The organism is Spirosoma aerolatum (assembly GCF_002056795.1).
Classification (GTDB): Bacteria; Bacteroidota; Bacteroidia; order Cytophagales; family Spirosomataceae; genus Spirosoma; species Spirosoma aerolatum.
Genome location: NZ_CP020104.1, coordinates 4,325,858 through 4,340,696 on the forward strand (window position 1 = coordinate 4,325,858; position 14,839 = coordinate 4,340,696).

Consider the following 14,839-nt stretch of genomic DNA (forward strand, 5'->3'; position numbering starts at 1 on the left):
ATGGTCAATTCTTTATGTTACCATATCGCCGTAACCATGAATCGCACCAAATCCTTTGACCCCGTTCTTGTTCTTACCTGGCTGGTTGCTATCTTTTTTTCACTGCTATGCCATTACTGTATCCTGCGGCTGTTAATTGGTTGGCTTAAGGCCTAATCAGTGCATCCGATCACCCCGTACGTCTAGGTTGGCCATGATGTCAGCTTCGACAGCCAGAAATTCTTTCCAGCGCTGGCGAACCCGTTCAGCAGGCAGGTAGGTTTCGGCCAGGTCGATAAAATTACGGTAGTGTCCTGCCTCCGAAATCATTAGTTCACGATAGAATTTCTGTAGCCCTTCATCGGCAATATGTTCGGACAGGAGTTTGAATCGTTCACAGCTCCGGGCTTCGATGAGCGCATTGATCAACAGATTATCCATCAACTGCTCCTTCTGATCGCCAATGGGTCGGCGAAGTCGGCTGCGAAGTTGATTGACGTACTCATCTTTACGTTGACGGCCAAGTGGAATGTTCCGTTTACGAAGTTCTTTCAGCACACGCTGAAAATGCCCCCACTCTTCTGCCACCACGGGCGTCAGGGTTTCGACCAGTTCTGTTTTATCTGAATACTGAACAATCAACGAGATACACGAGGATGCGGCTTTCTGTTCACAGTAAGCATGATCAATCAGGATATCGCCAATATTCATTTCGGCGATGTTGACCCAACGCGGATCGGTTGGTAATTCAAGCCCTAAAGTCGTCAGCGACATTCGTTCGTACGATTGGTTGATTGTTTATTCAACAAAGGTAATAACTATCGCCTGACGCTAAAAAAACAAGGGTTTACCCTGATAAAAGTCCAGTACTTTCTGCTTAAAAAAACTATCGTATTTAGCCTGCAACAATTCTGACTGCGCCAGGACCAATTGGCTCCGAGTAACGCCAAAAGCAATCGCATCAATACTTCCCAGTTCCAAGGTTCGTTCAGCATATCGGTACGCTTCACGCACTGCTTCATACTGAGTCAATAATGCCTGATATTTCCGTGCTGCCGCTTTATAATCCAGAAACGCATTGACTATTTTCCCCCTGAGTTCCCGGTCAACCTGCTGGTAGGCCAACTTAGAGGCCGTCATATCGAGCCTGGCTATCTGGTCAATGTTTCGCAGCATTAGCCGATTGAAAATAGGAAGGTATAACGACAAACCCACTTGTTGATTCAGATTGGTACGTAATTGCTGGTTGAAGCGCTCCGGTTTATAATTCGACGTTCGGGTAGCAATCTGTGCCGTAAATGTCAGCGCAGGCAGGTAAATAGCCCGCTCCGACTGCCACAAATAATAGGCTGTCTGCACTTTCGAATCAGCCGCTTTCAGATCGGGCAACGTAGCGGTTGATGTATTTAATAATTCGTCAAGGGTAAGTTTCGTCATCTGCCAGTTATCGGGAACACGAACAGTATCGACCGTAATGGCTTCGTTGAGCGGCATACCCATTACATTCATTAATGTGAAAGTTGCCTTCTCAATATTGGTTTCCGCATAAACAGCCATCAGCTCTTCAGCAGCAACCAGTGATTGTATAGTAAGCAGGTCGCCCTTATTCAATATGCCTTTACTAAACGAAGCCTGTATTTTTTGCTGCTGCCTGTTCAGATAACCTGACCGTATTTTTGAGCTTTTTAATTGTTCATGAGCTAACAAAATTTGCAGATAAGCATAAGTAACGTCTATAATAACGTCATTAACACTTACCTCATATCCATAATTGGCTGTAGTTACTTCCTGATTGCGAAGTTTGAGTCGATTCACATTCGAAAGCCCATTAAATAAATCAAGGTTTAGGTTAATTGAGGCCTGATTACCGAAATTGAACTGATTTGACAATAAATTAGTCGATGGGTCAATAATAAACCCCCAGTTTCCGGCTGAGCGGACCCGAGCATCGAGCGTTGGCAAAAACTGGTTTTTTGCCTGTTGTCGTTGCAAAAGGCTTCTGTTCTGGAGCAAACTTGCCTGTTGAATCTGCGGATTATTTTTTTGCGCAAATGACAAACATTCCGTTAATGTCCAGCTTTTCTGTGCCAAAGCTTCATAACTGCATACATAGATGAATAACCAATAGAAGCCGTATCTGATCGATGTAATTAATAAGGTCCTGATGCGCATATACATACCGCCATTCATGTAAATTAAGATGTGGAATCAGAAAGAACTAGCTATTCATCTTCGGACAATAGATTAACCTCCATAACCCCCTCAATAGCTTTCAATGCATAGACCAGGCTGTCGCTGTCCTCACTGTTTTTCATGCGTATGGTATAGGAAAACCGAATAAATGAGTCATTGCCCTTTGTAGACAGTTTCGTACTGATCAATTCGTATTTTTTGCAAAAAGAGCTTAGAACAGTCCGGTGCTGACTTCTATCGCTCTGTGTGGCACTCCTGATTACATTTAGGGTAAAATATCGCTGTTTTGTACTGGCCAGCACTTTAGCAGTTCCAATCGTTATTAATCCGATAAGAAAACAACCGGCTAACGCTACAGTATATAATCCTTCACCACAGGATAAGCCAATAGCCAACGCAAAAAAGAGAAACATAAAATCCTGTGCGCCTTTCATAGCCGCCCGAAACTGGATAATTGACAGAATGCCAACCATACCAAATGCCTGAGCAAGATTATCGCCAATTACCATCATGATAAAGGCAGTAATCATGGAGAGCATCACAATTGAACGAATCAGATTGATTGAATAGCCTACTCCCCGAAACGTAAGAATATAAAAACAGGAAATAATGCCTCCACAAAACGTAGCCAGCAACGTATTGACAATAACTTCTCGAATGGTGATGGAAAAATTAAAAACCTGCTGAAGTTCCTGATGCATGAGCAAGAAAGGTAAAACGAAGTATGGCAAGAAAAGGGCAGTAATGAACGAACTGCTTTAGTGAATAAGAAATAGCTTACCCACTCGGATAATATGCTCTTTTATGGAAATAGGTTGAGATTGAATAGTGGCTTTAACCAGCATTCCCGGCACAAGTGGTACGTTTTTTTCGGCAATCAGTGCAGTCACAAAAAAAGCCTGACGTCCATCGACAAGCTGAATAGTATTATCAATGCTACTGATTTTCCCCAGAACCGTTTGCGTTGTGCCTGTAATGTCAACCGCTACTTCCTGATCTATCTGTACGTACTCGCGCTCCAGATAATTGACGGGCAATACCACTATAAATCCCGAATTATCGGCTACCGACACAAGTACTTCTTCAGTAGGATTTAGGGAGGCTTTCTTGAACAATATCGTTCCCGACACTGGTGACAGAAGCGTTAAGTCTTTCAGGCCATTTTTTATCTGCTGTATCTGTTGCTGTAAAGCGCCGATACGCCGTTGGGTTACCTGAATTTCCTCAGGCTTGCTACCTGTAATAGCCGATTTGTAATCCGCTTCAGTCATGTTTACTGTCAATTCACGAATACGCAGTTTGTTAAGCGCTGTTTCGTATTCCTGAGTAGACGTAAGAGAATCTTTGTACAGAGCTTCAGTCCGATTTGTCAGTTTACGCTGAGCCTCAAGCTCCTCTTTCGCTAACGCCATCTGGCCAGCTATTTTCTCTACATCAGCCAGCTTGTGCCCTGAATTGTGCAGCAAAAGTTCGGCCTCCTGCACAGCCAGATCGCCTTGCAGTTGCATGAGCCGCTCCTGATCCTGATTCGAATACAGGCTAGCCACGGTATCGCCCTTTTGAATAGTGGGTTTATCATATAAACTCGGACTCAGTTGAAAATTAGCCTGATAACCTCGTTGAAAAACTGAAGTGGAAAACGAACTCAACTGGCCTGTCCGGTTATCTTTTACTGTTGAAATAAGGTTTCCGTTCTGTGCCCGGCTTAATGTCCACTCACTTGTGGGCATAACTAATCCATTCGTAGCGATCGTATAGGGCATTGTTACAAAAGCAACTTCTGCTAGAAGCAACAACATCAACACAAAACCAGTAAAAAACAGTAAATACCTTTTCAAGAGTCGTATGTGTGTAGATTGTTATGCAATTTCTTAATACTTATACATTAAATCACTTCTTTCGTAGGATATAATTACCATTCACTAAAAAGCGTACCTATCCCATAAAAAGATAATATTGATTTACCATGAATCGGCTATTGATAAACTATAGACGTTTATTGCGTATATGAGCGGATGCATAACATCCTGAACTTATTTCGTGTTATTTCAATGTAAAGTTCGCGAATGAAACAACCTGTTTATTTTTTCCTGATTTTGCTTGTATCAGGGCTTTTAGCAAGCTGTAATCAGCAGCCAGCTAACAAAAAAGCGACTACCACTATCGACGTTAACCCGGCTAAACTACCCACACAACGTACCGGTGAGGCTGTTGCGACATTCGCAGGAGGATGTTTCTGGGCCGTGCAGGAAGAAATGAAATCACTTAAAGGTGTTCGTGTTGCTATGTCGGGTTACTCAGGTGGTGATCTCGATTATCCAACTTACGAACAGGTCGGTACCGATCAGACGGGACATGCCGAATCGGTACAGGTTTACTACGATCCTAAGGTGATTTCGTACGATACTCTGCTCGATGGTTTCTTTGCCGGACACGATGCCACTCAACTAAACCGGCAGGGCCCTGATATTGGCAAACATTACCGCTCAGCTATTTTCTACCGTACACCCGCTGAAAAGGCCCGAATCGAAGCAGCCATCCGTCGTGAAAACGAATCAGGCCATCATAAAGCCAAAGTGGTTACACAAGTCGTGCCATTCAAAGCGTTTTTTCCAGCCGAGGTTTATCATCAGGATTATTACGAGCATAATTCATACAATATGTATATCCAACTCGTCTCAAAAGCCAAAGTAGAAACCTTTCGCGAACGGATGGCGAATTGGTTGAAGTGAGCGAGGTGCCACCTAAAACGAAAACGCCACACCGCCTTTTCCAACATTCGGCCCGTCCTACGACCATTTCCCCATTCCCATAACCGTTCGGCCTAATCTGATATTGTGGGATTCGGCCGAACCTTGTAACATTGTTCTGTCTTTCACATAATTGACTGACTCCTATGCCAGAATCTGATAAATCCATTGGGCGTAAAATTCTGAGTTTCTTCATCAAGGAAGATGAACAGGGCGTTGCAACGGGCTCTGCGCCAACCACAGGACCAGCTTCGCCCCGACCACCAGCTCCCACGCCGTCGAATTCAGGGCCGGAGGCTCCAGCCCCAGCCCAAACCGGCTCTGTCGACTCAAAGTTTGCCGAGCACTTTGCTACTGTACTGGCGCAGAACAATCCGCCCGGCCCCGATTATTTTGAGTTTCGGGAAGCCTTGCGCAGTCTGTCGAACTTGGGATTACCCGAAGACAAGCAGTATCAGGCAGCCTGGGCCAGCTTTAAGGCAATGGGGGGCAGTACCGATATGACCACATTGACCAATACGGCAAATGGTTATATTGCAGCGCTCAACAAAGATCGTGATGGCTTTGGCAAAAGCGTAGAAGCGGCCCTGACTGAACGTGTCGGCGGTTTGCAGAACGAACAGAAGCGGCTACAAGCCGAAAATGAGTCGCTGGCAAAACAGTTGATCGAGATTCAGAAGCAGATCGACGCCAACACAGCCCGGCTGACCAGTATCAGCGGAGAAATTACAGAGCAGGGAGGTAAAATAACGCAGAATAAGCAAAACTACGAAACCACCTTTGCGCACTTTGTCGATCAGATTAAAGGCGACATCGCCAAAATGACACAGTACTTAAACCAATAGATATGTTGTATGATATAGGATGTAGTCAATTAATACCAACACTATTACATCCTATATCACACATCTTACATCATACATCAAAACATGGCAACTCCTGATTTTTCTCAACTGAGTAGTGGTTCCGGTCCCGAAAAGAAATCGTTCTGGAACCGCCCCGAGGGTGTACTGGGCATGATTGTACTGGCGGGAATCGCTGGTTTTGGCCTCTGGCACCTCAACGATATTCTGGAATTCCTGATTCGGGCAACCTCGAATATACTTGAATTGTCGCTATTGCTGGGTGCGCTGGGCGTACTGATCTTCCTCTTCACCAGCAAAGACGTTCGGACGGCGATCTTCTTCCTGTTCAAATCGCTAATGCGCAGCCTTACAGGTACGGTCATTCAACTGAACCCTATCGCGATCATGAAAATCTATGTTCAGGATTTGAAAGATAAGCGCGAAAAAATGCAGGGACAGATTAATACGCTGGCCGGGCAGTTGGTAAAGCTTAACAAACGGATCAACGAAAACAATGAAGCCATCAAGCAGAAATTTGCGGAAGCGAACAAGGCGAATTCAATGACCGAAAAGCCGGGTATGCGCGAAGCGGCTCAGCTCGCTACCATTGAGGGAGCTGGCCTTCAGGAAATGAACGAGAAGCTTTTGCCGCTGCAACGCAACATGAAACAGGTGCTGGCTTTTATGGAAAAAGTGAACCAGAGCGCCGACTATATTATCAAGGAAACGGAAATTAAGGTTCGTTTGAAAGAGACCGAGTACCAGATCGTCAAAGAGAGTTCCAACGCGCTGAAAACGGCGGTCAGCATCTTCAAAGGCGATCCCGACAAGAAGTTCTATTTCGACCAGTCGATGGAGTATATCCAGGATGATATGAGCAATAAGCTGGGCGAAATGAAGCGGGCCATGGACCTGTCGATGGACTTTATCAATGGAGTCGATATTCAGAATGGTATCCTGTCCGACAAAGGTCAGGCCCTGCTGGAAGCCTACAATAAAGGAGAATTCAAGATGGTTCAGTTGGATGCCCCGCCCCAAACCATTAACCTCGGCCCCGCCCCACAAAAAGACGCTGGTTATAAGAATTTGCTGGACTAATTTCAATTTTGAATGAGTGAATGATCGAATGCCTGAATAATATTCACAGCCTCTCCCTCCATTCACTCATTCACTCATTCAATCATTCAAAATTAACATTCCTATGCAACGATTAACCGTAGCCGGTCGGCTGCTTATTACGGCCCTTATTTTGGCCGCTATCTTTTTCGCGTTCCGTTACTTTGGTGGTAACGATGCTCTGAAGAAACTTCAGTCGAAAGACAAAGAAAAGGAGTACACAGAGTCGCAAACCATGCCACGCGCCGACGACAAGACGGCCGAGGAAGCTACCGAAGAGTCGAGTGCTTCTTCATCCGGTTCATCGGACGAAGCGAGCAGCAGCCAGCCCCAGGCGAATTTTTCGTACACGGCGCCCGAACCCCAGAATGGCGTTCTGAAAGGTGTGGTTGAATTAGGGGCCAGTGGATTCAATTCGTTCGTTGTTCGGATTGACGATCAGAAACGCTGGAAGCTCGAAAAAGCTGAGTTTGGCAATAGCCTCGTTCTGGAAAATATGGCTACAGACAACGACGTGCGGACTGGCCTGAAAAGCTATATCGGCAAGATGCTGGACTTTGGCGTGGGTGGCCGGAATATCCATTTCGTCGTTAGCTCTGGGGCTGTGAAAGCTGAAGGCACCCAGAAAATTATCAAAGTGCTGAAATCGCTGAACTACTTTGTCAATACAGTAACGCCCGAACAGGAAGGTAGTCTGGCCCTACGAGCAGTGCTGCCAGACTCCTACGAAGGCAACTCGTTTGTGACAGACATTGGATCGGGCAACACCAAAATTTCATGGAAAGAAGGTGGCTCTATCAAAGCTCTGGAAACCTACGGATCTAAATATTACAGTGAAGGTACCAGCGATGCTACCGTGTATGATGCAGTAAAAGCGAAAGCAAAGCAGGTGCCTTCCGACCATCGGCAAACCTGTTTTATCATCGGTGGCGTTCCCTTCGAACTGGCCAAGTCGGTTCGGAAAGGCAAAGAGCGCTATACGGTTCTCGATGCCCCATCAGCCTATAAACTGGAAAGTGCCAAATCGAAAGCTGGGCTGAACGTCTACAAAGCTATTGCCGACGCCACTGGCTGCAACCAGTTCGTCTTCGACTGGGATGCAAACTTCACCATCGGCTATCTGTTGACACTAAAATAATGATTGAATGCTAGAATGACTGAATGATTGAATTGGAAATATGTCCTCTATTCAATCATTCAGTCATTCTAGCATTCAATCATTTCCTTCCCATGACCCTCCGTGATGTTTTTCAGGCCATTTCGGGCCAGCCTGCTTTATTGTTTATGCTTCTGATGGCCATACCGACAGGAGCTTTTTTGGTGAATTTGTGGTCGGGGGGCACGGCCGAAGAAATTATTAAGTGGAAGTATGTGTATGCTGTGCTGGTATATCTGGCCTGCATTCCAGGGGTGTTTGCCGTTACGCTGAACCTTTACCTGTTTCTGTTCGAGCGGCAGAGTGTGTGGGATATGAATTTGGCGCTTCAGGTACTTCCCATACTCACCATGATTGCCACCCTAATGCTGATCAGGCGAAAAATCCCTTTCGATTACATACCAGGCTTCGGAAAGCTGTCGGGCTTTCTGACATTGATTGCTGCGGTTATAGGAATTATGTGGTTCATCGACCGGACCCGCATTTACGCCGTTACCTACATCCCGTTTACCTACATTGTCGTTGGGTTTGTGGCCCTTCTACTTATCATTCGCTTCGCCTGGAGCCGCATTTTCTGACATGTATCAATATACATTCAACTTAGCGCAAACCCCATCAGAGAAAGTTCGTACTTAGGCTTATAGCGTAGCTCGTCTACTACTCACTGGCAATCGACAAACGGTTCGCTTCTATCTGTTTAGCGGCCCGTTCCTGTCGGTATTTCGGAAGGTTTATCAACAATACGCTCCCCAGAATCACAACCAGTCCGGCAATTTGAGTCCAGGAAATAGGCTCATTGGCAAACAAAACACCGAGAATAACAGCAATAACCGGATTCACATAAGCATAGGTACTGACCTGCGTAGCCGGGCGCACCTGAAGCAGCCAAACGTAAGCACTATAGGCTATGATCGATCCAAACACCACCAGATACCCCAACGCCAGCCAGGCCTGACCGGACACCTGTCCCCACTGAACCCGTTCGTACTCCTGATTGAGCAGGCTGGCGGGCAAAAATACCAACCCGGCTATGATCATTTGCCAGGCTACATTGACCGTTGACCCTCCCTCCGATGGATGGTGCTTTGAATACAGCGAACCTGACGACCAGGCTATTGAACCACCAATCAGGAGGAGCATGGATATCGTTTCAGCCTGATTAGCATTGCCGCTGAACAAATCGCCCAATTGTTCGCTGAACAGCAAAATCACTCCGATGAAACCAATCAACAACCCGGCCAGCGTGGCCTGGCTTTTGAAATTCGTTTTCCAGTTGGGCTTATCCAGCAGGACAAACCAGAGCGGAGCCGACGACACCATGATAGCAACCAGTGCACTCGGCAGGCTCTGCTCCACCCAGATCACAGCCCCATTGCCCCCGACCAGCAGCAGGACACCAACTACTGCCGAAGTCAGCATGCTTTTTTTGTTAAACAGCGGCTCGCCTTTCAGGAATCCCCACAGCAACATCAGCATACCAGCCGCCAGGAATCGCATAGCCCCCATCAGCATCGGCGGGAAATCCTGTATGGCCATCTGGATAAAAAAATAGGTAGATCCCCAAACAATATAAACGATAGCAAACGCACTGATAACCAGAAGTGGCGATACAGTTTTTTGGGTTGGTTGATTCATGGCTTTTCGTTTTTCAGGTGTTATTTACTGATCAAGAGGCCAAAGGTAGTGCACTTTGATTCATGAGTAAAGCGAATTATTTTTGTAGAAATCATGAATTCTGCTCATCATGGAAATCAGGCATCTTCAGATGGTTAAAGAGGTAGCGGCCAGTGGTAACCTGACCAAAGCCGCTGATCGTCTTTTTCTTACGCAATCGGCGTTAAGCCACCAGTTGAAGGAAATAGAAGCCTATTTCCATACCCAGCTTTTTATTCGTGATAAAAAACAAATGCTGCTCACCCAGGCAGGCGAAGTGGTGTTGCAGGCCGCTGAGAAAATCCTTCAGGAAGTAGCCGAAACCAGGGCGAAAGTTCGTTGCCTTACCGATCCCGAATCGGGCGAAGTACGCCTGTGTACCCAATGCTATACCTCCTACCATTGGCTGGCTGGTTTTCTGCGGGAATACCAGACCATTTATCCAAAAGTGGATGTGAAGGTTGAGCTGGAAGCCCCTTTTCATGCTGCGGATCACTATTTGCTAGCCAATAAAATTGACGTAGCCATTACCGAAGGCGACGAAAACCCTAAATTTTCCTACACGCCCCTGTTTCAGGACGAGTTTGTTGCCGTTGTTGCTCCCGACCATCCCTGGGCCAGTCGTCGTTGGATTGAGATCGATGAGTTTGTCGATTACAACTACATCATGTATAACATTCCCGATGAGGAAAGCTCCAATTTTATGACGTTTTTCAAGCATCGCCGACCACCAAAAGTCTATAAGATTACGCTGACCGAAGCCATTCTGGAGATGGTAAAAGCGGGCTTGGGGGTAGCTGTTCTGCCGACCTGGGTTATAAAACCCTATATTCAATCGGGGCAATTGACCACTGTTCGGGTTACGGAGCAGCGGATTCTTCGTACCTGGTACGCGGCTACCCTGAAAACCAAACAGCTTCCGCCCTACACAACAGCTTTCATCGAACAACTGGCGTCGTACATGAGCGAGCGCGAAGGCTATGCATGTACGGCAGCAATCACGTCTGGTTGCTTTGCGTAATCCATTACAATAGCCATGTTTCTTCGTCTGCTTACACAGGCACTTAGTTGCCTTGCTCTGTTTTTATCAATAACCTGTACACCTTCTTTACAGGAGCCAGCCTCGCCAGATTATACCTATTTTCCACTCGAAACGGGCCGATTTTGGATCTACGACGTACAGGAAAAGCAATTTACATCAGCAGACTCGCCAGTTCAGCGAACCTATCAGCTAAAAGAACTCGTGGGGCAGGCGTATACGGATGTAACAGGGCAACAGGCTTACCGACTATTGCGCTACAAACGAAGCGACGATACGCAACCCTGGCAACCCGATTCGGTATGGTCGGTCCGGTTAGTCAATAACCTGGCCATACGCTCGGAAAACGGCAGGGATTTTGTTAGCTTGTTGTTTCCAATCAGCGATCAATCAAGCTGGAATGGCAACCAACTTTCTGGTGCGGGCGCGGATCTATATGTAGTCCGCAACGTCGGACAGCCTTACCGCGTACTGGCAAAACAATTCGACAATACCGTAACAGTCATTGCTCAGGATGACTCTACGCTGGTATCGCAGGACAAACGCATGGACGTGTATGCCCGAGGGATTGGATTAGTGTATAAGGAACGTACCCATGTGCAGTTTTGTACAGCCTCGCCAACCTGCATTGGGCATCAACTGATTGACTATGGTACTCAACAGATTTACCGTATCCGCACATACGGCACTGACTAACTTAGCTGGTTTACTCATGCTCATCATTCTGAGTCATGTTGATACGTTTGGCCAGAATCGAAAATACCTGGTCCTACTGCGCGACAAGGCCAATTCGCCTTACAGTGTGAACCAACCCGACAAGTTCCTTTCGCAACGGTCGATCCTCCGTCGACAGCGGCAAAATATAACTATTCTGGAGCGCGATTTGCCCGTTAACCCTGCCTACGTCAAACAACTTCAGCAGGCCGGTGCCAAAATCTGGTTTTCGTCGCGCTGGCTCAATGCCGTTCTGGTCGAAGCCAACGAGGCCACAATAGGTACAATTCAGCAATTGCCGATTGTGAAAGGGCTGGAGTTTGGTCGTTCGCTGGCGAATGCGCGGGTTAGTGTTACCGACTCAGTAGTACAATTCGTTAACGAAGTCAGTGCAATCAACAAATTTGGGGATGTACAACCACTCAACTATGGTTCATCCCTGGCGCAGATCACTCAGATTGGGGTCGATAAAATGCACCAGCAGGGCTATCATGGCGAAGGTATGCTGATAGCTGTACTCGATGCCGGATTTCAGAATGCCGACAAAGTCAGTTTTTTAAAGCCTGTTTTCGACGACAAACGCATACTGGCCACCTACGATTTTGTCAAAAAAGAAGCCAGTGTGTATGAAGATGACTCGCACGGTTTATCCTGCCTGTCGGCCATTGCCGCCACAGCCGATTATCAGCTTTATGGCACAGCTTACAAAGCCTCCTTTATTCTGCTTCGTACTGAGGATGCCGCTAGCGAACGCCAGATTGAAGAGGCCAACTGGTTGTTCGGGGCCGAATATGCGGATAGCGCTGGCGTCGATGTGATTAGCTCTTCGCTGGGTTATACACAATTCGACGATGCATCGACCAGCTATACGTACCAGAATATGGACGGGAAAACGGCTCTTTCAAGTCGGGCAGCCGAAATCGCTACCCAAACGGGTATGGTAGTGGTGGTAGCGGCTGGTAACGAGGGGAATAGTAGCTGGCATTACCTGTCTGCTCCCTCCGATGCGGCTTCTGTACTGGCAATTGGTGCGGTTGGTACAACTGGGCAACGGGCATCATTCAGTTCATTCGGTCCTTCGGCCGATGGTCGGGTGAAGCCCGATCTGGATGCCCAGGGACTCGGAACAATTGTGGGCTATCCAACCAGTTCAATTGCTTCTGGCAACGGTACGTCGTTTGCAACACCGCTAATTGCTGGTCTGGTGGCCGGTTTCTGGCAGGCCCACCCACGCCTGACGGCCGCTCAGGTCACCGATGCCCTCCGTCGATCCGGTAGTCAGTATGGTACACCCAATGACCAATTAGGCTATGGAATTCCCAATTTTGAGCGGGCGTCGTCCCTTTCAGACGCTTACAAAGAGTTGTCAGTGTTCCCAAACCCCTTCAGCGACGAGCAATCGTTGGGCGTTCAGTGGGGCGAAATCCAGGAAAATACACCGCTCGATGCCACATTGACCAACATGGCCGGACGGATAGTTTGGCAAAATCGGTATGTTTCACCAGGGCTGGCGGCTTTCCGTCTTCCCAATTTAAGCCTGTCGGCTGGTGTTTATGTGATGACCCTCATAGCTGGCGATAAAAAACGTACCTTAAAGCTGGTAAAACAGTAGTTAAGGTTTATGGTTTTCAGTGTACGGTAGGCTGACGAGTAAAGTGTTTACTCGTCAGCCTACCGTACACTGAAAACCATAAACTGCATACAAAGCTATGCCAATTCTCCGTGTCATTCAGGGCGATATAACCAAGCAGGCAGTCGATGCCATTGTAAACGCAGCCAACACCAGTTTACTGGGTGGTGGTGGCGTAGATGGGGCTATCCATCGGGCGGCAGGCCCCGAACTTGTTTTCGAATGCCGGATGTTACACGGCTGCAAAACGGGTGATGCCAAACTAACCAGAGGGTATCGTTTACCTGCTCCCTACATCATTCATGCTGTAGGGCCAGTCTGGCGAGGAGGAGCGCATGGCGAAGCCGATTTGCTGGCAAGCTGTTACCGACGATCGCTGGAAATCGCCAATGCGGAAAACCTGAATAGTATCGCTTTCCCGAATATCAGTACAGGTATTTACGGATATCCCAAGGACAAAGCCGTTGAAGTTGCCATCACTGCGGTCAGGAATTACCTGAAAAAGCAAACATCCATTCAGGAGGTTATCTTTGTCTGCTTCGATATAGATAATCTAACGCTTTATGAGCAAAGGCTATATTCGCAAAATGAATAGAACACGGATCATTATGATGATTATGATTTCTTAAGATCTGTGTAAATCATAATCATCATAATGATCCGTGTTCCATCCTGAACAGGCAACTCGGTATGGATCAGACTTTACACAGGTTTCTGGAAGATCTGGCGAAATTTGGCAAAACCAACGATCAGCAGACGGCTCAACGTAGTGAACGAATGCTCAATATTACACCCGATACGGGCCCATTCCTATCCATTCTCATCAAATCTGCCAAAGCAAAAGATATCCTCGAAATCGGCACCTCAAATGGTTATTCGACGATCTGGCTGGCTGATGCAGCACGCTGTACGGGTGGCCATGTAACCACCATCGAGATGAATCCCTGGAAAGTCAATCAGGCTCGCCTTAATTTTCAGACAGCTTCCGTTGATGAGTTCATTACCCAAATCGTGATTCCAGCCGAAACCTATTTACCAACCTGCCCATCGGATAGCGTTGATTTTATCTTTCTGGATTCTGAACGAAGTCAGTATGCTGGCTGGTTGAATCAACTGCTCAGGCTTTTACGGCCCGGTGGGTTGCTCGTCGTTGATAATGCGGTATCGCATGAAGCCGAACTCGCTGAATTTACGAGTGTAGTACGGCAAACACCCGGCCTCGACACGTCCTTAGTGCCAATAGGGAATGGCGAATTACTGATTTGGAAATGCATTTAACCCCATAAAAAACGAACCATCTATTCGCTAGATGGCTCGTTAAGAAATGAGTATAGAATTACTTAGTCTTCCCCAACAGCGGTACTATCGCTCTTCTTAGTACGTTTTTTGACCATATACTCCGTAGCAGTCGACGATTCGCGGGGTTCACTCACCCGTTGAATTTTATAGTTTCGGTCAGCCAGACTCATGGAAGGCGTATGATCAACTGAAACGCCACCAACTGGCTGTACCGCTGGGTGCTGGTTCTTGTAGTTTGCTAGCTGAGCATCCGAAGGAGAAGGTTTCTGAACGGCAACTCCTGACTTTTTCTCCCATCGACTGGCAGCAGCCGCCATGTTGGGATGCTTATAATTGGCGGTCGAATACATGGGATTATTCAACGGCTTTTTCTGACCATCATCCCGATTTGTCTGAGCATTGGCTTGACCAGCTATCGACAGAATGCCGATGCCGACAAGCAAAAAGGTTAGCGATTTCATCGTT

The 14,839-nt window shown here is 47.0% G+C and carries 16 protein-coding genes; 10 read left to right on the top strand and 6 right to left on the bottom strand.

The window, feature by feature from the left end; all coding sequences use genetic code 11:
- Positions 1-156: 156 nt before the first annotated feature.
- The 4 genes from miaE to B5M13_RS17670 are packed head-to-tail and all read right to left on the bottom strand — an operon-like array spanning position 157 to position 3,935.
- The gene (gene miaE, locus B5M13_RS17655; RefSeq protein ID WP_080056921.1) at positions 157-753 is read right to left on the bottom strand and encodes a tRNA-(ms[2]io[6]A)-hydroxylase; all 597 of its coding nucleotides are present in this window, start codon (positions 751-753) and stop codon (positions 157-159) included.
- Positions 754-810: 57 nt separating this feature from the next.
- Positions 811-2,169 carry a TolC family protein gene (locus tag B5M13_RS17660; RefSeq protein ID WP_080056922.1) on the bottom strand — a complete coding sequence of 453 codons (1,359 nt, stop codon included), beginning with the start codon at positions 2,167-2,169 and terminating at the stop codon, positions 811-813.
- Between the two features lie 32 nt (positions 2,170-2,201).
- Entirely contained in the window at positions 2,202-2,873 is a 672-nt protein-coding gene (locus B5M13_RS17665; RefSeq protein WP_080056923.1) for a DUF4956 domain-containing protein, read from the bottom strand.
- Between the two features lie 57 nt (positions 2,874-2,930).
- The gene (locus B5M13_RS17670; protein WP_170061147.1) at positions 2,931-3,935 is read right to left on the bottom strand and encodes an HlyD family secretion protein; all 1,005 of its coding nucleotides are present in this window, start codon (positions 3,933-3,935) and stop codon (positions 2,931-2,933) included.
- Positions 3,936-4,238: 303 nt separating this feature from the next.
- Here B5M13_RS17670 and msrA point away from each other — a divergent pair, with 303 nt between their 5' ends.
- From msrA to B5M13_RS17695, 5 genes are all read left to right on the top strand, one after another.
- Positions 4,239-4,904, top strand: coding sequence for a peptide-methionine (S)-S-oxide reductase MsrA (gene msrA, locus B5M13_RS17675; RefSeq protein ID WP_080056925.1), 666 nt, complete (start codon positions 4,239-4,241; stop codon positions 4,902-4,904).
- Between the two features lie 164 nt (positions 4,905-5,068).
- Positions 5,069-5,767 (top strand): hypothetical protein, encoded by a 699-nt coding sequence (locus B5M13_RS17680; protein ID WP_080056926.1) that lies wholly within the window; start codon positions 5,069-5,071, stop codon positions 5,765-5,767.
- 84 nt (positions 5,768-5,851) lie between these two features.
- Positions 5,852-6,865, top strand: coding sequence for a hypothetical protein (locus B5M13_RS17685; RefSeq protein ID WP_080056927.1), 1,014 nt, complete (start codon positions 5,852-5,854; stop codon positions 6,863-6,865).
- 103 nt (positions 6,866-6,968) lie between these two features.
- Positions 6,969-8,021: an acetate and sugar kinases/Hsc70/actin family protein gene (locus B5M13_RS17690; RefSeq protein WP_080056928.1), complete on the top strand. Its 1,053-nt coding sequence runs from the start codon at positions 6,969-6,971 to the stop codon at positions 8,019-8,021.
- A 92-nt stretch (positions 8,022-8,113) separates the two neighbouring features.
- A complete protein-coding gene (locus B5M13_RS17695; protein ID WP_080056929.1) occupies positions 8,114-8,617 on the top strand; it encodes a hypothetical protein in 504 nt (167 codons plus the stop codon).
- 79 nt (positions 8,618-8,696) lie between these two features.
- Here B5M13_RS17695 and B5M13_RS17700 read toward each other — a convergent pair whose 3' ends face one another.
- Complete coding sequence (locus tag B5M13_RS17700) at positions 8,697-9,674, bottom strand: EamA family transporter (protein WP_080056930.1); 978 nt, start codon at positions 9,672-9,674, stop codon at positions 8,697-8,699.
- A gap of 109 nt (positions 9,675-9,783) precedes the next feature.
- Between B5M13_RS17700 and B5M13_RS17705 the strand changes: the two genes are divergently transcribed.
- From B5M13_RS17705 to B5M13_RS17725, 5 genes are all read left to right on the top strand, one after another.
- Complete coding sequence (locus B5M13_RS17705; protein ID WP_080056931.1) at positions 9,784-10,713, top strand: LysR family transcriptional regulator; 930 nt, start codon at positions 9,784-9,786, stop codon at positions 10,711-10,713.
- A 15-nt stretch (positions 10,714-10,728) separates the two neighbouring features.
- On the top strand, positions 10,729-11,427 hold the full coding sequence (locus B5M13_RS17710) for a hypothetical protein (RefSeq protein WP_080056932.1): 699 nt from the start codon (positions 10,729-10,731) through the stop codon (positions 11,425-11,427).
- The gene (locus B5M13_RS17715; protein ID WP_080056933.1) at positions 11,381-13,057 is read left to right on the top strand and encodes a S8 family serine peptidase; all 1,677 of its coding nucleotides are present in this window, start codon (positions 11,381-11,383) and stop codon (positions 13,055-13,057) included. The genes B5M13_RS17710 and B5M13_RS17715 overlap by 47 nt, the downstream gene beginning before the upstream one ends.
- A 97-nt stretch (positions 13,058-13,154) precedes the next feature.
- Complete coding sequence (locus B5M13_RS17720; protein WP_080056934.1) at positions 13,155-13,670, top strand: O-acetyl-ADP-ribose deacetylase; 516 nt, start codon at positions 13,155-13,157, stop codon at positions 13,668-13,670.
- Between the two features lie 95 nt (positions 13,671-13,765).
- Positions 13,766-14,353, top strand: coding sequence for an O-methyltransferase (locus B5M13_RS17725; protein ID WP_080056935.1), 588 nt, complete (start codon positions 13,766-13,768; stop codon positions 14,351-14,353).
- A gap of 62 nt (positions 14,354-14,415) precedes the next feature.
- Here the strand turns inward: B5M13_RS17725 and B5M13_RS17730 are convergent, their stop codons facing one another.
- Entirely contained in the window at positions 14,416-14,835 is a 420-nt protein-coding gene (locus B5M13_RS17730; protein WP_080056936.1) for a hypothetical protein, read from the bottom strand.
- Between the last annotated feature and the right edge of the window lie 4 nt (positions 14,836-14,839).